This window comes from Stenotrophomonas sp. (assembly GCF_032061965.1).
Lineage (GTDB): Bacteria > Pseudomonadota > Gammaproteobacteria > Xanthomonadales > Xanthomonadaceae > Stenotrophomonas.
In genome coordinates this window covers 62373-80930 of the sequence record NZ_DAMBEF010000014.1, presented here as the reverse complement: position 1 = coordinate 80930, position 18558 = coordinate 62373, and the positions used below count along the sequence as shown (strand labels likewise).

The 18558-nt window shown below is 60.6% G+C and carries 24 protein-coding genes and 1 pseudogene; 3 read left to right on the top strand and 22 right to left on the bottom strand.

All coding sequences use genetic code 11. From position 1 onward, the window contains the following. Positions 1–8: 8 nt before the first annotated feature. On the bottom strand, positions 9–443 hold the full coding sequence (locus tag RT460_RS09615) for a hypothetical protein (protein WP_313318658.1): 435 nt from the start codon (positions 441–443) through the stop codon (positions 9–11). A 993-nt stretch (positions 444–1436) separates the two neighbouring features. Here RT460_RS09615 and RT460_RS09610 point away from each other — a divergent pair. Then, positions 1437–2489: a hypothetical protein gene (locus RT460_RS09610; protein WP_313318657.1), complete on the top strand. Its 1053-nt coding sequence runs from the start codon at positions 1437–1439 to the stop codon at positions 2487–2489. Between the two features lie 18 nt (positions 2490–2507). On the opposite strand, the gene RT460_RS09605 is transcribed toward RT460_RS09610, so the two are convergent. The 14 genes and pseudogenes from RT460_RS09605 to RT460_RS09540 all read right to left on the bottom strand — a co-directional run bounded on the left by RT460_RS09605 (position 2508) and on the right by RT460_RS09540 (position 12335). After that, positions 2508–2768 (bottom strand): hypothetical protein, encoded by a 261-nt coding sequence (locus tag RT460_RS09605; protein WP_313318656.1) that lies wholly within the window; start codon positions 2766–2768, stop codon positions 2508–2510. After that, positions 2755–3113: pseudogene (locus RT460_RS09600) on the bottom strand (hypothetical protein). Before RT460_RS09600 ends, RT460_RS09605 begins: the two are co-directional and overlap by 14 nt. Positions 3114–3204: 91 nt before the next feature. Then, positions 3205–3558 carry a hypothetical protein gene (locus RT460_RS09595; RefSeq protein ID WP_313318655.1) on the bottom strand — a complete coding sequence of 118 codons (354 nt, stop codon included), beginning with the start codon at positions 3556–3558 and terminating at the stop codon, positions 3205–3207. Next, entirely contained in the window at positions 3551–3763 is a 213-nt protein-coding gene (locus tag RT460_RS09590) for a hypothetical protein (protein ID WP_313318654.1), read from the bottom strand. Before RT460_RS09590 ends, RT460_RS09595 begins: the two co-directional genes overlap by 8 nt. A gap of 346 nt (positions 3764–4109) precedes the next feature. Continuing rightward, a complete protein-coding gene (locus RT460_RS09585) occupies positions 4110–4685 on the bottom strand; it encodes a hypothetical protein (protein WP_313318652.1) in 576 nt (191 codons plus the stop codon). After that, positions 4685–5269, bottom strand: coding sequence for a ParA family protein (locus RT460_RS09580; RefSeq protein ID WP_313318651.1), 585 nt, complete (start codon positions 5267–5269; stop codon positions 4685–4687). Before RT460_RS09580 ends, RT460_RS09585 begins: the two co-directional genes overlap by 1 nt. A gap of 196 nt (positions 5270–5465) precedes the next feature. Continuing rightward, complete coding sequence (locus RT460_RS09575) at positions 5466–5936, bottom strand: hypothetical protein (protein WP_313318650.1); 471 nt, start codon at positions 5934–5936, stop codon at positions 5466–5468. Further along, positions 5933–6175 carry a hypothetical protein gene (locus RT460_RS09570; RefSeq protein ID WP_313318649.1) on the bottom strand — a complete coding sequence of 81 codons (243 nt, stop codon included), beginning with the start codon at positions 6173–6175 and terminating at the stop codon, positions 5933–5935. The genes RT460_RS09575 and RT460_RS09570 overlap by 4 nt, the downstream gene beginning before the upstream one ends. Continuing rightward, a complete protein-coding gene (locus RT460_RS09565; RefSeq protein ID WP_313318647.1) occupies positions 6172–6399 on the bottom strand; it encodes a hypothetical protein in 228 nt (75 codons plus the stop codon). Before RT460_RS09565 ends, RT460_RS09570 begins: the two co-directional genes overlap by 4 nt. Positions 6400–8506: 2107 nt before the next feature. Next, positions 8507–10459, bottom strand: a complete 1953-nt coding sequence (locus RT460_RS09560) for an ATP-binding protein (RefSeq protein WP_313318646.1) — start codon at positions 10457–10459, stop codon at positions 8507–8509. A 118-nt stretch (positions 10460–10577) separates the two neighbouring features. Further along, on the bottom strand, positions 10578–11072 hold the full coding sequence (locus RT460_RS09555) for a hypothetical protein (RefSeq protein ID WP_313318645.1): 495 nt from the start codon (positions 11070–11072) through the stop codon (positions 10578–10580). Between the two features lie 75 nt (positions 11073–11147). Further along, positions 11148–11531 (bottom strand): hypothetical protein, encoded by a 384-nt coding sequence (locus tag RT460_RS09550; RefSeq protein WP_313318644.1) that lies wholly within the window; start codon positions 11529–11531, stop codon positions 11148–11150. Position 11532: 1 nt separating this feature from the next. After that, positions 11533–11712 carry a hypothetical protein gene (locus RT460_RS09545; protein ID WP_313318643.1) on the bottom strand — a complete coding sequence of 60 codons (180 nt, stop codon included), beginning with the start codon at positions 11710–11712 and terminating at the stop codon, positions 11533–11535. 11 nt (positions 11713–11723) lie between these two features. After that, positions 11724–12335 (bottom strand): hypothetical protein, encoded by a 612-nt coding sequence (locus RT460_RS09540; RefSeq protein ID WP_313318642.1) that lies wholly within the window; start codon positions 12333–12335, stop codon positions 11724–11726. 111 nt (positions 12336–12446) lie between these two features. Between RT460_RS09540 and RT460_RS09535 the strand changes: the two genes are divergently transcribed. Further along, positions 12447–12839, top strand: a complete 393-nt coding sequence (locus tag RT460_RS09535; protein ID WP_192081650.1) for a helix-turn-helix transcriptional regulator — start codon at positions 12447–12449, stop codon at positions 12837–12839. A gap of 208 nt (positions 12840–13047) precedes the next feature. Beyond that, complete coding sequence (locus RT460_RS09530; RefSeq protein WP_313318641.1) at positions 13048–15666, top strand: AAA family ATPase; 2619 nt, start codon at positions 13048–13050, stop codon at positions 15664–15666. Between the two features lie 47 nt (positions 15667–15713). Here RT460_RS09530 and RT460_RS09525 read toward each other — a convergent pair whose 3' ends face one another. From RT460_RS09525 to RT460_RS09495, 7 genes are all read right to left on the bottom strand, one after another. After that, entirely contained in the window at positions 15714–16034 is a 321-nt protein-coding gene (locus RT460_RS09525; RefSeq protein WP_313318640.1) for a hypothetical protein, read from the bottom strand. 121 nt (positions 16035–16155) lie between these two features. Further along, a complete protein-coding gene (locus RT460_RS09520) occupies positions 16156–16341 on the bottom strand; it encodes a hypothetical protein (RefSeq protein WP_313318639.1) in 186 nt (61 codons plus the stop codon). Positions 16342–16377: 36 nt separating this feature from the next. Then, positions 16378–16542, bottom strand: coding sequence for a hypothetical protein (locus RT460_RS09515; protein ID WP_313318638.1), 165 nt, complete (start codon positions 16540–16542; stop codon positions 16378–16380). Next, positions 16539–16832 (bottom strand): hypothetical protein, encoded by a 294-nt coding sequence (locus RT460_RS09510; RefSeq protein WP_313318637.1) that lies wholly within the window; start codon positions 16830–16832, stop codon positions 16539–16541. The genes RT460_RS09515 and RT460_RS09510 overlap by 4 nt, the downstream gene beginning before the upstream one ends. A 512-nt stretch (positions 16833–17344) precedes the next feature. Continuing rightward, entirely contained in the window at positions 17345–17719 is a 375-nt protein-coding gene (locus RT460_RS09505; RefSeq protein WP_313318636.1) for a hypothetical protein, read from the bottom strand. Further along, positions 17704–17928, bottom strand: a complete 225-nt coding sequence (locus RT460_RS09500; RefSeq protein ID WP_313318635.1) for a hypothetical protein — start codon at positions 17926–17928, stop codon at positions 17704–17706. The genes RT460_RS09505 and RT460_RS09500 overlap by 16 nt, the downstream gene beginning before the upstream one ends. A 141-nt stretch (positions 17929–18069) precedes the next feature. Further along, positions 18070–18465, bottom strand: coding sequence for a hypothetical protein (locus RT460_RS09495; protein ID WP_313318634.1), 396 nt, complete (start codon positions 18463–18465; stop codon positions 18070–18072). Positions 18466–18558 lie beyond the last annotated feature (93 nt).

The window sequence follows — 18558 nt, the reverse complement described above, 5'->3', positions numbered from 1 at the left end:
GGGAAGCGTTAAGAGCCGCTGGCGTAGCGTTGCCAGTCGGTCGAGGTGGGGTTGGAAGGCGCCGTCGCCGCTTCTGGCCGGGACTTGCGCAGGCTTTCTTGGGATGGCTCGGATGGCGACAGGAACTGGCTGAAGGCCCGAAGGGTGTCCATCACCAGTTCTCTGTTCTCATGGATCGTCACGCTTTGCTCGGCTCGTAGATCCGCCAGCAGGCTCTCCAGTGCCAAGGCACTGCGAATTTCGGATTCACGGGCCGTGGCTCGAATCTCGTTGAGTGTGTCCGTCGCTTCCAAGCCTTGAAGCACGCCTTGGGTTTTCTCGATGACAGCGAATCGCAGGAACTTATTGAGCGAAATGCCCTGCTCTTTGGCGCAATACCGGGCGCGCTCCAGCTCATCGGTGGCGATGTTGAACGACTTGGTTAGAAGCGACTGGCGAACCACTTACTCTCCCGCATTGAAAACCCATGCACCATGGATTAGCAGAGGTTTCAGTAAGCGCAAGCGGACTAAGGCGGAAAACTTCAACTCTGCTGGTTCTTCAGCATTTTTCAGCCAATCTGTTGGCTAAGTTGTTAGCCAAGACGTAGAACAAGGCGCAGCAAGGCTTGACCGGGTGGAAACGCGCAGCGTTTCTAGCCAAGCCGGAAAAACACCTTGGTGCGACTTGTGTATAGCCCACTCCCCATAAAGTTAGGAAGTCCCGTAGCGATGAATGGGGAGACAAATCGGTTCCTCGCAATCGCACCCCAGTTTTCGCTCCACCTCTTGCCCTTCCGCTTTTCCCCGGTAGAAGTTTAGGAAAGCCCCAATCCTTAACGAACCCGGAGACCCCAATGCCCCTCGCCTTCGCCCCACCGCTTCCACCCAATCCGTTCCGCTTCCCCCCTGCAACCCATCCAGCGAAGCACCCCGGCACCCTGCTTCCCAACGATCAGCCCCGCGCCCGCTTCCGTAACGGTTCCCCTTCCAACCCCCACGTCCCCGCCCCCCTGTCACCCCCTGTTTCCGCTGATCGATTCCTGGGGTTCTGGTGGTCGAGTGAAGGGGGTTGGACGCGCTGCTCGGGTGTTTGGAAAGCCCTGCCTCAATCCGTTTTAGTCAACTCTCCTCGGAGGCTCTGGCGGCCGAGTGCTGGGAGTTCGGCGCTCGGGCTGCTTGCCCGGAAAGCCTTGAGTCATTCCGTTTTAGTCAAGCGGGTTGCCAAGGTTCTCGTTCACTGCGCCCCGGCATTCGATCAGCGCATTGGGGTTCAGTGCTGGCCTGGGAACGGATCGGTGAAGCGGGTTCTTGGTTTGGGATCGGCGGTTGCTGGGGAAAATCGACTGGCTCGGCAAATCGTTTTAGTCAAATCTTTTTCAAGCGCCTGCAACGCCCCTCTGCCCACGTTTTACGATCCAGGTGCTGGATTTGCGTTGACCGAATGGGGGGTATTCGATGCTTGAGCTGACCCCATACCTGGAGGCCATCGCCCGAGCCGATGCCCCACTGGAAGGCAAGGCCAACGCGTGGCAACGCAAAGCGAGCTTGGCGGAGTTCGGCAACGCCTGCGCCTTCTGCACTGCTCCGCTGGACCTGTCTTCTCCCAAGTCTTGGACCGCAGCCGCGTTGGTTCCCGCGCAACTGGGCGGCCCCTCTGGCGTGGTGGAGAACTGGGTTCCTTCGTGCCGTTCCTGCGCGTCTAGGAAGGGCCTGCGCGATGTTGTGAGCTGGTTGGACTGGCAAGCGTTAGCGGCCCCTGACCGGGTGGCCTTGCTGTTGGCGCGGCGTCGTTCCGCGTTGCTCTACGCAGAGAACCACTTCACCCCTCTATCACGGCACTCGAAGCGCGAGCGGCTGCTCTCCCACCTGGGCTTTCGTTTTCGACAAGCCCGCTTCCGGATCTATGCTTGGTCGGGTGTGGTGGATGGGGAGCGCGTGTGCCTGGTGGGCTGGAGCACCCGAGCGGGTGATCCCCTCTCTCTGGCTGAGAGCCTCTTGGCGTTGCGCTTCAGAGATGGCGGCGAGGTGCTGGTCGAGGGACAGACCACCCTGATTCGGGTGCCAGCGGAAGGCTTCTTAGATGCCGTGTGGCGGCTCATTGAGGGCCATGGGATCGTCGTGGAGTTGGACGTGCCTGGCGGTTGCCCGCTCGATGCAAACGACTGGAGAGAGTGCTGGCGCCACCGGGTCCATGATGCGGTGAGCAACCAAAAGCGGGTTCCGATGACTGGTGGGAAGGCGCTGTCTCATGCCCCCAAAGTGCTGTCCACGAAACCGGATTCGGTTCGCCGGCTGGCCCAGCTGCAGGCAGCAAAACGGGCTGACCGGCTGGAGGAGGCGGAGCATCGTGTCCGAGAAGCCCAGTTTCGGAAGAGTAAATACCTGGAGCGGGTGAAGCGCGGCCTGGAGGCCCCAATGCCGCTGAACGATTACCGGGCGTGGGCAGATGAGGTGCGGGCGCTGGGGGTGACGTGGGCTCGGTTCGTGAACGAGAGCCGGGAGCAGTAGTCACTGCCCCAGGACTGGTCAGACGTGCAACGTGTTATCGAAAATGTCGGATTCGGGGTCCGTCTCAATGGTCGTGCTGCCGTCCGCCTGGACCGTCACTGTCACCGTGACGTCTGGACTCTTATGCTCGGCAACATAGACACCAGGCTTGCCGGGCACGGGCCTGAGGTCTGATGGAGTGATGAGGATTCCGTGCATGATGGGGTCCATGCCCTGCTCCATGTCCCCCTCGTCATCGCTGTAAACCGGGACATCGATCTTCGCTTCACCCTTCAGCATGTTCAATTCCTTTCCGTGGTGTGGTCTCGCGAGTATCCACTTTCTGGAACCACCCCGCATAGGGAGAGTTCTCCACAAGTGCCGGTTCCAGTCCGGGGCTCCATCGGTCCACCACACCGGGCCCCGTTCGCCCAGGCCTCTCTTCGCGCTGTCCACGGCACGCCGTGCGGCGGCCAGTGCCTCCTCGTCCCCGTTGAACTTCGCTGACTTCGCGGCCCGCCGCGCTTCCATCAACTCGCTGACCAGGCGCTGCCTCTCCTGCTCCCCCAAGCCTGGGTTGGCGGTTCGCCACAGTCTTCCTCGCACGATGAGGTAGCGGCCGTCTGGGGTGGTTAGGGGACCCATGTGTGGAGGGTATGGGACCAGCGGTGACGTGGGAGCGGACAAAGGAAAGGCGGAACATAGGCCGCCGTTTGCATTCCAGGTCCTCTCCTCCTCACCGGCTCTGCTCCAGGCACCGGCCCACCAGCTGCCTCAACGCCTCGCCCAACGTGACCCCCGCTGCCTTGGCATCGAATGCCAGAAGCTCCGCCTTTTCCTGGGGAACCTTAGGGTCGGGAAGCAGATCGTTGTAGCGCTGCCCCTGCCCGGCCTTGGCACGAACCCGGGACGAGAACGGCACGCGAACCTCGGCGTGCCTGCTTACCAGTGCTGCCAGAGCGGCGGTGGGCGTCAGGCCCAGTTGGCGCGCCAGGGCTCGAAACGCGTCGGCCTTGTCAGTGGAGATGCGAACCGTAGGCAACCGGCGCGGGGCCAGTTGCTTGGGTTGGATGGCGTAGGAGTTACGCAACTTCGTCCTCTTCCTCGCTCTCCTGTCCGTATGCCCAGACATCGCCGGTTTCATCCACGATGCGCATGTTGCGCCATTCGAGGTTCTGCTCCAGATCTTCCATGCCCGCCTCGGCCTCGGCGAACGTCGCGTATTCCGCGTTATCGATGGGCTCCCAGTTTCCGCCGGAGTAGTTGGCTTGGATGGTGAAAGTATTGTTTTGCATGACGGTTACCTTTGGGTCTTCAGGTCAGCGGTATTGCCTCCCTACAAATCCACGTTACGACAACCCCCTCTTTTGTAAACCAAAAAACCCAACCTTTTTCTGACTAAAATACAGAACTGCCGGAGCAACGCAGAAAACACAAAACCCTGAAACGCCTCACACTTCCATGATCTGCCAAGCGCCGGGCCCGGCGGCAGCCGAGGCCGCCTTCTGCGTTTTCCCACGCCGCTTTTGTTTTGAGCCGCATTTGACGTTTCTTTTTCCTCTAACCCGCGCCACCCTTCATCGCCCCTTGCCAGAGAAAGAGAAGGCGGCCACTGGCCGCCTGTCATTCGCCAACCGAGGGCTACCGTTGCTTCCTCGCCCGCCCCACGATGGCTTTCCGGACCTGCTTCCGCACCGGATCCAGGTCATCGGTCGCCGTGGTGACCACCAAGCGTCGCTTCGACTTCTTGAGCTCTTGGCAAGCCCAGGACGCGAGGGCGATGATCGCCGTCGTGACGATGGGCTGCTCTTCCCCGGTGACGTCCTGGATCTGTTCGCGGAGCTTCGGCGGCACGGTGACCATCGTTCGCTCCACCCGTCCACCGCTCTCGTCCCTGTAGTCGAACATCGTTGAATCTCGGCCCACCTCCAGATAGATCTTCTGCCCGGATCGGGTGTATGGCGTCTCTTCGGTGTAGTCGAAATAAGTCTTGCGCCCCGCGGCGTCCCCCGCGGCCACCATGAGCTCGGCGAGCTCCTCCTCAGAGAACTGCCCCAGGTCGATGAGCGGTGCATATTCCCGCTCCGGCTTGGAGTGAACCACCTTGGCGGCGGCGGCCAGGTTCTTGCGGACCGGGGCTTTCTTGGGCGTGGCGTTCTTGACAGGGTTCTTCGTGGTAGCCATGAGCTCAGGCAGGGGCAGCAACGGGGCATCCATCATGCATGCCCCCGGCCCGGGTTGGTCAACCTTTTTTGGATGGCGGAACCTACCCGCAAAATGTCCTCGCGCGCCTTGTCCACCCCAGCGCCACGCATGGAAAAGACGGTCTCCCCCAGCTCGTAGAAGCTTCCCAGCGCCGCGCGCTCGGGGATGACGATGGCCCCGGCCAGCTCCGGGTCTTTCAGCCGCCGACGGTGTTCAGCGCGCTTCAGGTTCACTCGGTTTGCCACCGGCAGGAAGGCCTTGCCCTGCTTCCGGAGGGTCTCGATGGTATGCAGGTAGACGACGTAACTGCCCCCGTCGAGCAGGGTGGGAACGATGTAGAGGTCGCCGTCTGGCAGCTGATCTTTCACTGGGGCACTGGGCGGCAGGTCTTGGATTTCCAAGTCGAAACCCGGTGAGGCCGAGCGGCCCACGGTGAATGGGGTTTCGTCTGAAAGCGCGGCCCAGGCCACAGAACAGCAGTGCGGATCTCGGTCGTTCACCAGAACTCGGTGCTGGGAGGCGAAGAGCGCGGCAAGATTGAGCGAAAGCGTCGTTTTTCCAACGCCCCCTTTGAAGCAACAAACAACAAGTCGCATGTTCAAGTCCTTTTTTGGGTAGGTTGTGCAACACATTAGGATGCAAACCTATTCCCGCAAGGCCCCTGCAGCTAGAGGGTTTTAGCCATGCAGACGTCCTGGGTTCAGAGAGCCAAGGGCCCGGCGGGAGCCGTGGCCGCCCCTGCCTTTTCGCCCCCTACGCTTTTTCGGCGGCGAGCAGCCGCCGGCCCTTGCTTCAAGCCAACTCGGCGATGCGCCGTGGGGATTGAACGAACGCGGGGTGGTGTCGGTGGAGTTCGGTGTTCATCCGATCCACCGTATAGCGTGCGAACCAGGCCTGCATGGCGGGCGCGAGAACGCCCTCGCAAACTTCAGCCAGCGTCTTACCATCGGCCACCCGACGCTGTTCCAGCCTTCCAAAGTGGTGCCTCTTAACGACGAACCGCTCCCCGATCCGAACCAACGGGTTGGCTCCCGCGTCCAGAAGCGCTGCAACCATGGCCGCATACCCCCCTGCTTGGTGACGGTCTGACTTGAGCACATTGGCATACATGACCGCGGCCACCGCCAAAGGGGTGATGCCCGGATCACCGGCCACGCCGGCATCCAAGGCTGGCGTTCCCCTGAGCGCGTGCAGCCATCCGTAGAAGGCCATCGAATCGTTGGTTTGAATGGCCCGGATGAGGTTTTCGGTCCCAGCGCTCATTGCCCACCTCCCAGGATCCCGATGAGCACCAAGGCCGACAAAACGTATACGGGCAACAACATCACGCGCCACCACTCCGCCGAGACGTCCTGAAGAGCGCTGCTTTGGCGACGCTGGGCCGGCAGTTGGTAGAACCGAACCAATGCACGCCCGGCGTCAAGGGGGTTGGCAACCATATCCCGATAGAACACCGCAGCGCTCAGGATGCCGACCAAAAGCAAGGCCATGTTCAAGCTCATGCGAAGCGCTCCTCTTCCTTGTTCCAGCGTCGCTCACGGCGGGCCCGGGTGGCGAGGCGCTGGATTCGGCGGTGCTTGTCGGCCAGTTGGTTCAACCCGTTGGTGCGGTCCAGGAACTGCATGGCGGTGTGGAGCTGGAAGTGCGTCAGGTCGTTGCTAGCGGGCTCTACGGGATGGATCTTCATGTCTTCAATCTCTTTTTGTGGATAGGTCGATTTACCCATTAAATCGCTCCTACACCACGATCCAACCACATCTCCAACCGATGTCAACCCATTGATTTGAAAGCTTTTTGACTAAAAACAGGCGCTGCCCTCAGGGCTTGTCAAAACGCGATTCTGTCGCATGCTGAAGTAAATGACACCGCATGCCCGCCCACGCCCACGTTTGCCCGCTCCAGGCTTTGGCCTGGCCGAGTTGTTACTGACCTTGGGTGCTGTCGCCGTCATGGGTGCAGCGGCGTTGTTCTTTTATCCCCGGGTCCAGACCAGGGTGAATGTGGCAACGGACGTTGAGAACCTACGGGCATTGGCGAGCGCCATTGATCGCTCCTACGGCGTTGTGGGCACGTATCGAAACGTGAGTGCGTCTAGCGTGGTCGAGGACAACCTGGCGCCCGCCGACTTCCGAAAGGCATCCTCTGGGTCGGCGCTGACCAACATCTGGGGCGGCCCCATCGCCATCACTCCTTCCACGGTTCGGAGGTTTGGAGACAGTTTCACTGTGGCGTTTTCCGGCGTGCCCCGCCGCGCCTGCGTGCCGTTCCTCAGTGCGGTGGCGGGGGATGCATTCGTTCAAGACGTGCGAGTGGACGGGACCTCGGCGAAATGGAACACGGGAGGCCAGCTGGATGTGCCCACATTGGCCGCCGCCTGCGAGGAGAACGGGAACGTGTTGGAGGTGGTGTATTACTCGGGGCTGGCAAGCGGAGGCTCGGTGGCCACTGTCATCGATCCGGTGGCGCCTTTGCCCTCTCCATTCCCTGATCCTCCGACGGGGACACCGGTAGGTCCCGTGGCTGGCGCGCCTTCGGTGGCCGATGCACTCCCAGGAGATCCCGTCGCGCCCTCGCCTGGGGGGTTGCCTCCTGCTCCTCCTGCAGTTCCAGCCCTGCCCCCTGCCGCAGCGACCCCGTTGGTGCCCCAACCCTCACCGGTCGGACTTCCACCGACCTTGCCGCCGGCGTTGGTGCCCTGTCAGCAGGCAGAGTCGTTTACGCAAACGGGAACGTGCCCGGCGGGGACGTGGGGGACGGAAACGCTTCGCACCCGCACCGTCTGTCCGCACGGAGGCGTTGATCCCAACACCGACGCGGCGTGGGAGCATCCCGAAGCCTGGGCACGGCCCGTCGTGGTGACGGCAACGATTGCCAGCAGCTGCCAGGCCTGCCCCACCAACGAGCGGCAAACGCAGTCCCAGTGGGTCACCCGCACGGGATCATGCCCTTCGGGGATGACTGGGAATGTGTCGCAGGAATGGGAGCAGGTCCGTTCGCGGGATATCACCTACGCCTGTCCCGCCGGTCGCACAACGGTTCCATTGCCTAACGTTGGTGGATGGTCGGCCTGGTCAGATACCGGCAACCAGCGCAACGCGGTCAACACGTGCGCGTCCACGGTCCCCCGCTGCAGCGATGGCAGCTTGCAGGTAGCGGCGTGGTATTCCTCCGATTACGTGGACCTCCCGCTCCCTTCGGGCTCCTCAGCGATTCAATACTGGTATCCCGATGCTGTGGTTCGTCTGACTCCAGCGGAGACAGCACGGCTGCAATGGGCATTGAACAACGTGCCGGTGACCCGCGTGGAGACCCCTGCCCCGATGCCTGGTAACTGGCCGGCAAACGTCAGCGAGTCAGCGAGCTACGCGGAGCAATGCAACGCATTGGCAGACGTGGGAAACATCAACTATGCCTACTCGTATGAGTTTGAGTGCGTGTCCAACATGGGCATGCACTACTGCGACTACAACTGGACCGGTGGGGGCACATCCATGGCCGTGTGCAGGCAGGCCTGCGCCTCAGAATTGGTCGGGAGGACGAACAACCCCTACCACTGGGCGTGGCCTGAGTCGTCAGTGGTTTCCGCCACACCCTCCGCAACCTGCACGGGGCAGCCCGGCTGCACCCCCAACGGCGGGTATGGGAGCCAGGAAGGCCTGCCGGCGTGCAACGAGCACAACGTGGGCCAGGCCGTCTCTTTCAACTGGTATCGGCAGTTCTACAACCCGGTCCGGGTGGACTATCAGACGCTTACGCTAACTTGCCGAGGACCCGTATGAGCTACAGATCAGATGGGGTGGTCAGTTGTGGCACTCATTGGCAGACCAGTGAGGCTACTCAGCAGGCGGCACAAACGATGCCTGGCTTGGTGTTCCCATGACCTTCTGGACAAGCTCGTAACCGGAAACCTCCTCATACCGGGAGGGGATTCTTGCCTTGAGCCCATGGAGGCGACGATTCGCCGTCAATGCGAGCTGGTTGTAGGTGGTCGCCGTCACCCGGCCGCGGCGGGAACCGTTGTATTCGCGGTTAGTGACGGTCGAGATGTTGGAGGCTACCGAATGACCCACCACGAAGGCATGGAAGAACGGAACCCCCTCAATGCCTCCACTCGAGACCAGCTCATCGACATACTCAGCCGCCTGGTTCATTTCAATGCGACCGATTTCAGAGCGCCCCTTCTTCAACTCAATGAGCAGAACATCGCGCATCATCACCAAGTGATCTTTAGCAGTATCAAAGCTCTCTGTGCCGACAATTGAGATGGTGGCATCGGAAAGGACGACGATGTCAGGGCGTTTTGCAGCATTGGCGAAAGATTGGTCGCCCCTTCTCGCTTTGAATAGGCTGGTGGCAACGGTGCGTAGCGTGTTGTTCGACGCATACTCCGAACTATCGAACTCCGGCCCAAACAGCCAACGCGCCTGTGTCACAAGCGGGTGTAGTGTGTGCAGCTCATCCGCTTCCGGGTCGCCGCTGAGCTTCTCCATGGCGGCGATGATGGACAGACGACTGTCGATCTCATCCAGAACGGTGAGCGCATCCTCCACAGTCCACTGCCCAAGCAGTCGATCCAGCCCGTCGATGTCATGCTCATCCAGCTGCATCAGCTTGTCCAGGAAGCTTGCACCGCTGCGCCCCCTCTGAATCTTGATCACCGCCTTGACCACTTTGCTGAGGGTCTCCGGCGGTATCCCTGGTTGGTCCTGCACCACGGTTTTTGTGAACTGGGCCACTTCAAGCATGGACCGTCGGGGGAGCGTCCGCAGATCTTCTCGATTCTTGTAGAGCGCGTCTTCTGAGTTTTCCTCGATCAGGTGAGCCGACAACTTCTCGACCATTTCCTGGGCATACCCGTTGGCCGTTTCGAAAAGGCGATCAGTGCGCTCCGTTGTCTTGAACTTCGACCAGTCTGGTTCGACTTCGGATAACCACTCTGCTCCGCACTCGATCACGATGGCATAGCGCTTAGCGAAGCGCACCCGCCCGTCCAGAACGGCCATTTGCCCAACGGTCCAACTCGGCAGACCCACCAAACGATTGCTCACCCAGAACGCAACACCCTGGTAACGCGTGGACTTGGCCGTGCGTGTCGTGTCCACCACATACGCGGTGACACTGAAGCCGTGTTCGACCTGAATGTTGCGCTCTTCCAGAAGGCCTTCATGCTCGGACAGGGGGACGGACTGGCCGTTCACCGAGACGATGAACTGCGGGTCGTGCAGGAAACGACCAGATAGAACAGTCCTGATCCGATCTGGATCGGGGCGATGGCGTTCAACTTCCACCAACAACCGGGTGCCATGGCCCATCCGCGTTCCCGCCTGATGACTATGAATGTAGAACGGCGACGGCTGATTTCTGGTCCCGATCACGAAGGTCGAGAGAACGCCGTTTGTCCAGGTTTCGACCGTGTAGCGATCAGAAAAGCACAACAGACCATGGCGACCTATGCCGTTGCGCCCAAAGGCCATGCGCACCCAATCGTCGCGTTCAGAGGGAAACTGGACGTTCTCCCCTTGGGTTCTTTGCCGGTTGTATCCCAAGGTCATCCAGCGCTTTCGAAACTGGTCCTCGGTCATCCCGTGGCCATCGTCCTCAACCGACAGCAACCCACCCGTTTCCGCCGGGATGATCACAGCTACTTTGGCCGCCCCGGCATCCCACGTGTTGGCTACCAGCTCAGTGAGCGCCATGTCAGGGTCATAGCCAATCCGCCCCAGTGAGCGCAGCACGTAGTCTTCTTCAAAAAGAGCTTCGTTGGCTGCCTTGCCCTTCTTGGCCATGGGGATGCCCGCTAAATGCTTGATTGTGAATGTGTGCAAGACTATGCCGCCTTCCGCCGACTTTGGCAAAAAGCTACGCCTTGCCCTTCTCACCCGCCGCGACGCCGGCGGGCATGCGTTATCTGGGGAGCGCGGTGCGATCCCATGCCCGCTTGGCCCAGCCGACGACTATAGCCATCACAACCAACACCGGCAGACCGTAGAGGAAGGCCCCGTAAAAGGCGTAGTTGGCGAAGGTTACATAGAGGGGGTCGTCCATCAGTCGCAAACCGAGCCACGCCGCCATCGCCACCAGGCCTCCGCCAAGCAAAGCGCCCACTGCCGCGCCCTTCAGGAACCCGTGATTGCGGAACGTCGGGACACGACCGGTTTGGACGTGCCAGCCCCAAAGCCGCTGAGCTCGAACATGGAGAGCGAAGCAGAAGGCCAAGAACGCAAAGATCAGGCCTCCCGGCACGCAACAGATCAGGCCTATGAAGAAGTCCCGCTTCATGATTTCCAGTCCCGCTGCCAGTGCGACGAGCCCCAACGGGCCCAAGATCACGAGCGGCAGGATCATCTGAGACGGCCCAGGTGGGGCCATCATGCGGGGCTGCGGTGCGTAAGCAGTCATCTTTTCTCTCCCTTGGGGTCGTGGCTGCACGCTTGATCGGAACCCGTGTGCAGTCAAGACATGGCGCCCAGGCGTTTAGCCTGCGGACGTCCCTTCGTCCTTCACTTCGACCACCTGCCAGCCCTCGCCTTGCGGGCGGAACACTGCACGCAGCTTCGGCTTGAGGGTGCCCGGCTCCGGCTTGGTGGGCTGGCCACCGATGGAACCCTGGGCTTTTACCGACCCGCCCACCATGCACTCCTGATCCCCATTGGGCTTTTTCTCGCAATCGAGCTCCAGCCCACCCGCATCGGTGACCTCAAACTTCCAGGTGCGCTGCAACGTCGCCTGCTTCCCTTGCTCGGTAAAGAACCCTTCTACAACTTTGACCCCATCCTCCTTGGTGGGCCCCTTGTCACCAGAGCAGGCCGTCAGGGTCAGGAGTGCCACTGCTGCGGCCACGATCATTGCTTGTTTCATGTCATGCGTCCTTGTCTTTGGAAGGGATGATGCCGATGACCTGGTTCTTGTAGCCGATCTCCATCCGGTCGATTTGGAGAACAATGTCCGGCAATCCATTGGGCTGAAGCCCGCCCTTCACGACTTTGAAAAAGATTCGGTCGCCGGTAGCGTCGCGTCCCACCCGGCCAAGCTCTGCCACGTCTTCGGGCTTCAGGCGCAGCGCCGCGTGATAGCGCCCACCGCGTTGCCCTTGCCGAAGGGCGATGCACCGATCACCGCCGTGGGAAGAAACCCGGGGGAGTTCGGATACCAGGAGTTGTTAAAGATTTTGGCGTAGGCGTGGAGGATGCCGGTTTTCTGGTCGATCTCCACGTCGAGGTGCGGCCGAAGGTAGAACGCATCCGTTGATGCAATCTGGCGCGCCTTGGCGTCAAAGGCGGAGGCAGGGTCGCCCCTCTCTCCCACCCGCTTGAACTGGTGCTCCCAGGAGCCGATGCAGTGGGTCCGGGTGGATGGGGCCATTGCGAACCCGGCTTTGGTCAGCGCGATCAGGTTGCCTTCGCACATATCGAAGCCGCCTGAGGCTGTGGCCGCAAGGCCCCAACGGATCCGCGTGTAGCCGTCCAACACCGGTGGATCGCCGTCGTCCCAGTAGGTGCCGGCGGGCTCAAAGTAAGGGCTCCTGACACGATCAGCCGCCGCCTTGGGCGTCCCCGAAATGGCCTGCCCGATCTGTCGCAGCAATCCCGTTGCATCTTGGGCGTGAGCCCCGGTTGAAACCATCAAAGCAACCGCGCAAATGCCCCCTGTCCAACGCTTCATACCCTGCTCCTAGCTATGGGTTGCCGCCAGCTTACGTGTCACGTAGAGTCTACCCGGGGCGTAGGCCTTCCGTCATCCTGACCGCATGCCTGCAATGCATCCGTTCAGCCCATGACCGCTGCCCCGTCCACGCCTAGGGCGATCGTGGCCGCGCGCCTGCGCCAAGCCCGTGACCTTCGGGGTTTGAGTCAGCGCGAAGTGGGGATCCGGATGGGCTTGGACAAAGACACTGCCTCCGCGCGAATCTCTCGATACGAGTCGGGATCGATGTCGATCAGCCTGGAGGCGCTCTTTAAGCTCGCCGAAGCACTGGAAGTGCCGCCTGCATACTTGGTCGCCACGACGCCAAGCATGTCCGAAGCCATTCTTGCCCTGAGCATGGAGGGCATCTCCCAGCAGTCCCACCTGGCGGACATGTTGAACGCGCTCGTCAAGCTGCCGATTCAAGAGCGCGAAACATTCGCCAAACTGCTTGAAGCCAAGACCAAAGACGGTCCCGCGTAACGGGACATTTCCTTCCGCATCTGGCGACATCGCCCATCGTCCTTGAGTTGGCCTCGAATACGGGCTATCGGCCTGCCCTGCCAATCCTTGAGCGCAATCCTTGATGCATAGGACCATCGCCGACTTGCCCCCAAATGTGACCCGCGTCACTATTGGCAAAGGGGGACGGAGCCTTCCTGGCTACCGCCACGCACAAGGGAAGTGACCGATGGCAAAGAAGGACGGGGCTACTGCGCCCGCGACGCTAGAGAGTTGGCTGGACTTGCGCCCGAGTTGGTTGCGAATGGCCGCGGACGGGTTGGTGCGAGACCGGCGCAATCCGAACGAACTGGAAATCGACGCACTCGCCGATCATTGCATGCAAGAGGCGGCCAAAACCCTTGCCGCCAAGCATCCCGCTCTGGCTCCTGGCGTCATCTTGGGAACCCCCACCGCGGGATCACTGCGCATTGATTCGGTATCCGAGATCCGCGGCGTGAACGCAATCGGACCAGATGCGGTGCTGGACGTGTCTACAAAGGGTATGACGGTTGTTTACGGTGCCAATGGCTCGGGCAAATCTGGCTACGCGCGCCTGTTGAAGCACATCTGCGGTGCACGCGCCAAGGGGATGATTCACGGCAACGTGTTCCACGATGCACAGCAATCCGCTTCTGCTCAGGTCGCCGTCACCACACTCAGTGAAATCGATGGATCCGCTACCCCCAGCACCCTCGCCTGGAACGCAGCGTCAGGACCACACCCGAAGCTCAACGCGGTGCCAGTGTTCGACTCAGCAACCGCCATGGAGCTTGGCGACACCCCAAGCGAAGCAACTTACCTGCCCCGTTCGATGCGTTTCGTCAGCGCCCTGATCTCCATTGCTGACCGGGTTGGAAAACGCCTAGAAGCCCGAGCGGGCCAGCTCCAGACTCACCTCCCACTTACACCAGTAGAGCACGCCCAGTCCGTGGCCAACCGCTTTCTCCAGTCTCTGAAGCCTGCGCTGGACCATGATGCAATCGACAAGGCCTGCGCTTTTCCTGACCTGTGGCTTAAAGAGCGACTGGCCTTGGAAACGGCGCTTGCGCAAGCCAATCCTGCTGATGCCCACGCAAAGGCCATCTCGGATCTGGATCGCCTCTCGAAGTTTGCCGAGAACATGGGTGAGCTTGCATCGGCATTGAGCGACGAGAAAGCGCTTGGCCTGATCGCGGCACGCAAAACCGCTGCGGACAAGCGGCAGGCCGCCACTGCCTACGCCACCGCCTTCATTGAAGGCATGCCACTGAAGGGCGTTGGGGACGCGGTCTGGGAGACGCTCTGGGAGGCGGCCAAAGCTTATTCAACGGGCCACGCCTATCCAGAGCACGCCTATCCACACGTGGGAGATGGAGCCCGTTGTGTGCTCTGCCAACAACCTCTGGACGGAGAGGGGAAGGATCGGCTCAAGAGCTTTGATCAGTATCTCAGTGCGACCCTCCAGACCGAGGCGAAGGCGGCTGAGGCTGCGCTTACTGCCCTCACGCTCCCCGCTTTGATCGACGCAGAAAGCCCATCGTGGCAAGCACAGTGCGCGGCCGTCACCCTCGACAGCGAGCAAGCCGCAGCGCTGGCACAGAACGTCAACGCCAGAGTCAAAGCGATGGGCAGTGCAATCGAGTTGTCGGCGGTTCCTGAAATGGACTGGTCCCCCTGGACCGGCGCGCTCGCCTCTTCCACTGCCACCATCACGGCTCAACGCGAAGCGCTGGCCACCTTGTTGGACCCTGCCGGCCGCGCCCAGAAGGAAGCCAGGTTGCGGGAGCTAAAGGCGCAGGAATGGCTGTCGGGTCAGGTTGAGCCGATAAAGGCAGAGGTGGAGCGACTCAAGAAGCTTGCCATCGTCGCGAAAGCCCTTCCTATGACGAAAACGACCCCACTGACGACCAAAAGCAATGACATCGGGAAGCTGGAACTGGCCCAAGGGTATTGCGATCGATTCAACGCGGAGCTTGATGGCTTGGGGGGTGGCAGTCTCCCGGTGCGCATGAACCACAAGTCCTCGGGGAAAGGCGTCTACAGTTTTTTCATTGAGTTGAAGGACGCAGCACTGTCGGTCAAGAACAGGGACGTTCTCAGCGAAGGGGAACAGCGTATCGTGGCGTTGGCCGCGTTCCTCGCCGATGCCACGGGAGCCGATCGTGGCATCCCTGTCATCTTCGACGACCCGATCTCATCCTTGGACCAACTCTATGAGGAAGCTGTCGCTAGGCGTTTGGTTAGCTTGGCAGAGCAACGACAGGTGATCGTATTCACCCACCGGCTGTCCCTGATGGTGCTGCTAAGGAACGCAGCAAAGCAGCGCGCTGACCTGGCACTCCCGCCGGTGGAGGTCACCACGGTGGCTATCGGCCGCGACGGCGCGAGCACCGGCATGCCGACTACGATTGACGCATTCTCACTCAAGCCCAAGACAGGGTTTGAACATATCAAGAACAGCATCGTCGGAATCAAGAAGCAAGACCCTGACGTCAGAGCAATCCTTCTCAAAGCTTCTTGCAGCAACTTCCGCATCCTGGTGGAGCGATCCGTTGAGGATGATCTTTGCTCAGGCGTCATCAATCGGTTCAGGCGCGAAGTAAGAACGCTAAACGTGCTTCAACGCTTGCATGCCATCACAGCAGATGATTGCGCGCTGATCAACAAGATGATGACCAAATACTCGGCATTCGAGCACTCCCAGTCTATGGAGACGCCGACGTGGCTGCCGGCGCCGGATGAGCTTCTGGCGGACGTGCAGACGATGCTGGACTGGATCAAGGACTTTAACGGACGAGCGGAAGCGGCGGCCAAGCCCAACAGCTAGTTTCGGCGTATTCGCACTCCACCCATCGGACCAACGGATCGTCGGGTTCAGAAGCGTCGCTTGCCCTTGCAGGCGGCGCTCAGCGGCGGAGGGAGGTCTTGCCGCAACTCGTGGGCCCTTAAAAACGTATGGAGCCCGGCCTCCGCTTCCCCCGCGCCTGTCAGCTCCCGGATCACGATCGCAGCCACGCAATCGCCGGGCGCAACGAAGGGGTCGTCATCGAGATCGCGGCTGGAAAGCGGCGCATAAAAGTCTGCGCCTGCCTGGAAGGCTTGTAGGAGCTCGCCCCGTGCGAGGCTGTCCCGCCGTGCCGCCCAAGCCAAGCGGACGAGATCCCCTTGAGACCAAGAGACGTCATCTTCGATCAAAACCGAACCTTGGCCCGTGGCTCCATCAACTGCGCGGACGGGAGGGGCTCGCCCGGTTGCGACCCCACGAGTATCGTCTCCTGCTTTCATGCGGGGAATGAAATCTTGGATGTGTCCATGATCACCACTCGTAGTCGTCTGGAGCACCCGAGGGAATCCCGGCCATCGGTCCTGAGTAGCCGACGTTCTGAGCCAAGTTCTGGGCGGTATGCGCCATGCGGTCAAGACGCTCCGGAACCTTGTCCAGGGCGAAGATGACCATTCCGAAGAGGGCGATGTTGAGCAGCTTGTTGAAGATCTTGCGCATGGGACGACGTCCTCCGATATGTCAGGTAATCGGGTTTCAGATGAGACGGTAATGCTGGGCAACGCCCACCAAACAGCCGCCCCAGATGCAGGCCACGACCAATGGAGCGCAGAGCAACAGGACTCCCAGTGCCACGTAGTCGTGAGCGGCCAGCGGCTTGAGCTCGGGGATCATGGGCAGCCGATCGGGTTGAGCGCTCATGGTTCGTCCCAACGAAGAGCGTTCAACGCGGCGAGCTGCTGCTCGCATTGAGCGACGGTGAGCACGTATCGGGCGTAGGAATGAGCCTGATAGGCCCGAAAGCCCTCCTCGGAGGGAACGTTCGACGCCTCGTCGACCTTGGCCGTCAACGCCTCCCACTGATCATTTCCGGCGCATTGCATCTCCAGGAACAGTGCCCAAGCCTTCGGTCCTCGTTCCCGAGCGAGCGATTGCACCTCATACATAAGGCGGTTCGTTTCGTTGTCTCGCTCGGCGTCCAACTGGTCCACGCAAGCATACCCTTGCTCATTGAATGGATAAAAGAACATAGAAACTCCTTAAACGAAATGTGGATTGGCTTCGATCCGGTCAGCGATGACCTGGGCGAGGAAGATGCCGAGCAACAGGCTGGAGGCGTAAACGGTAAGGACGATGATCATGGGCTTGTCTCTTTCTTGAAGTCGTGGTCAGCGGGTTGCCTTCCTCTGATTCCAGGTTATGAGAGAACCCATTTTTGACAATGCCCTTTACCGATCATTTTCTGACTAAAGCTCAAAACTGGATATCCAAAAGCAGATCTTGGAAATAGTTGCACCAACTCACATTTCCCCGTTCAAGATTGATCCCAGAGAGGCGCATAGGCCCTTGCATCTTTCCCCATGCAGGGTTTTGCTCTAGCCGCTTTTGGCTTTTGGATTTTGGCTTTTGGCGTTTGCTTCCCCTGATGGCACTGCATCCTCCACGGAAGCCAGTCAGCCGTTCTAAAGCGCAGACAAGAAAAAGGCAGCAACCGCCGTGCGGCTCACGAGCCCTCGCTATCTGGCCACGAACTGGCAGCCAGGCACCGGCTCACCAGCTGCCGCACGGCTTCGCCTCGCTTGATCCCGGCCCTGTTCTCATCAATCAGCAACGCCATCGCCACATGCGGTTCGACCCAGCACTCCGGCAGCATGGCCGTATACCGTTGGCCTCCCCCCTTCTGAAGACGCACGCGCTTGGCAAAGGGCTGCCGCACCTGGGCATGTTCCCGGAGGAGTTGAGTCAAGGCGGCTTGAACGGAAAGCCCCTGCTCTGCCGCCAGGCTGGAGAACGCAGCCAGCACGTCGGGAGCGATGCGCGCAGCATAGATCTCCTCAAGGCCGGCCTTGGGTGGTTTGGGCTTCAACGTGTAGGGCATGGAGTCCTCGCTTTGGGCTTGGGCAACCACGCGTGAAAGTTCGCTTCAGCAGGTGTCAGCAGCGCGGACGTGCCCAAACAACGGGCCAGCTGGTAATGGCCGATGGTGTGCGGGAACTGCTGCAGGTGGAGGTGCATGGCGCGGTCGAAGTAGCAGATGCCGCCCTTGCGGCGTTCGTAGGCGAAATAGCGTTTGCGGCGATCAGTCATGTGCTCTCTCAGATGTCATTCCCACGATCAACAAACACTATAAAAACCCCATGTTTTGACAAGGGTGCCTGCCGATCATTTATTGACTAAAGCCGCTATTTGCCGGCTCGAATGCAAAGAACACGAATACTGTGAGGGTCCTCACTTCTCTGCATCCTTGATCACCTCCAACACTTGGCAGGCGCAAATGCAGTAACCGTGGTGATCGCTGAAGGTGTTGTAGACCAGTTCGGCGATCTCGTCCGGGGCCCGATGGTCAATCTGCTCAGCATCAAGGAGCACTTCCCCTTCGCTCGGCAAGCACTTCAGCACCCGCCCGTCGATGTCCCACTCGATGCCGGAGATCAGGAACTTTCGCATGCCGTAGCCCCAACCGGGTGCAACGGTGGCGACCTTCAGCACACGGCGGACGGTGCTCGTGGACGCTTCAACGTCATGGGCGATGTCGCGAACAGTGCCACCTGCTTGTGCAAGGGCGACGATGGCCAGATCGCGGTGATGGTTGGACAGGGGGAAGTGCGGGGTTGCGTGGTTCATGGGCAACGCCTTGTCGGTTGGGTTGCTGCAAGGCTACGGCGCCGGGCGTGGGCCGTCAGGACGAAAGGGGCAGCTGCCCCTTTTCGTTGCGCT

Coding starts and splice junctions, on each gene's coding strand:
- RT460_RS09555 (WP_313318645.1), bottom strand. CDS start 11,072: ATGACTGCTTACGCACCGCAGCCCCGCATGATGGCCCCACCTGGGCCG.
- RT460_RS09605 (WP_313318656.1), bottom strand. CDS start 2,768: ATGCTGAAGGGTGAAGCGAAGATCGATGTCCCGGTTTACAGCGATGAC.
- RT460_RS09610 (WP_313318657.1), top strand. CDS start 1,437: ATGCTTGAGCTGACCCCATACCTGGAGGCCATCGCCCGAGCCGATGCC.
- RT460_RS09590 (WP_313318654.1), bottom strand. CDS start 3,763: ATGCAAAACAATACTTTCACCATCCAAGCCAACTACTCCGGCGGAAAC.
- RT460_RS09575 (WP_313318650.1), bottom strand. CDS start 5,936: ATGAGCGCTGGGACCGAAAACCTCATCCGGGCCATTCAAACCAACGAT.
- RT460_RS09505 (WP_313318636.1), bottom strand. CDS start 17,719: ATGCCCTACACGTTGAAGCCCAAACCACCCAAGGCCGGCCTTGAGGAG.
- RT460_RS09550 (WP_313318644.1), bottom strand. CDS start 11,531: ATGAAACAAGCAATGATCGTGGCCGCAGCAGTGGCACTCCTGACCCTG.
- RT460_RS09530 (WP_313318641.1), top strand. CDS start 13,048: ATGGCAAAGAAGGACGGGGCTACTGCGCCCGCGACGCTAGAGAGTTGG.
- RT460_RS09535 (WP_192081650.1), top strand. CDS start 12,447: ATGACCGCTGCCCCGTCCACGCCTAGGGCGATCGTGGCCGCGCGCCTG.
- RT460_RS09570 (WP_313318649.1), bottom strand. CDS start 6,175: ATGAGCTTGAACATGGCCTTGCTTTTGGTCGGCATCCTGAGCGCTGCG.
- RT460_RS09500 (WP_313318635.1), bottom strand. CDS start 17,928: ATGACTGATCGCCGCAAACGCTATTTCGCCTACGAACGCCGCAAGGGC.
- RT460_RS09520 (WP_313318639.1), bottom strand. CDS start 16,341: ATGCGCAAGATCTTCAACAAGCTGCTCAACATCGCCCTCTTCGGAATG.
- RT460_RS09560 (WP_313318646.1), bottom strand. CDS start 10,459: ATGGCCAAGAAGGGCAAGGCAGCCAACGAAGCTCTTTTTGAAGAAGAC.
- RT460_RS09580 (WP_313318651.1), bottom strand. CDS start 5,269: ATGCGACTTGTTGTTTGTTGCTTCAAAGGGGGCGTTGGAAAAACGACG.
- RT460_RS09565 (WP_313318647.1), bottom strand. CDS start 6,399: ATGGGTAAATCGACCTATCCACAAAAAGAGATTGAAGACATGAAGATC.
- RT460_RS09495 (WP_313318634.1), bottom strand. CDS start 18,465: ATGAACCACGCAACCCCGCACTTCCCCCTGTCCAACCATCACCGCGAT.
- RT460_RS09540 (WP_313318642.1), bottom strand. CDS start 12,335: ATGAAGCGTTGGACAGGGGGCATTTGCGCGGTTGCTTTGATGGTTTCA.
- RT460_RS09585 (WP_313318652.1), bottom strand. CDS start 4,685: ATGGATGCCCCGTTGCTGCCCCTGCCTGAGCTCATGGCTACCACGAAG.
- RT460_RS09515 (WP_313318638.1), bottom strand. CDS start 16,542: ATGAGCGCTCAACCCGATCGGCTGCCCATGATCCCCGAGCTCAAGCCG.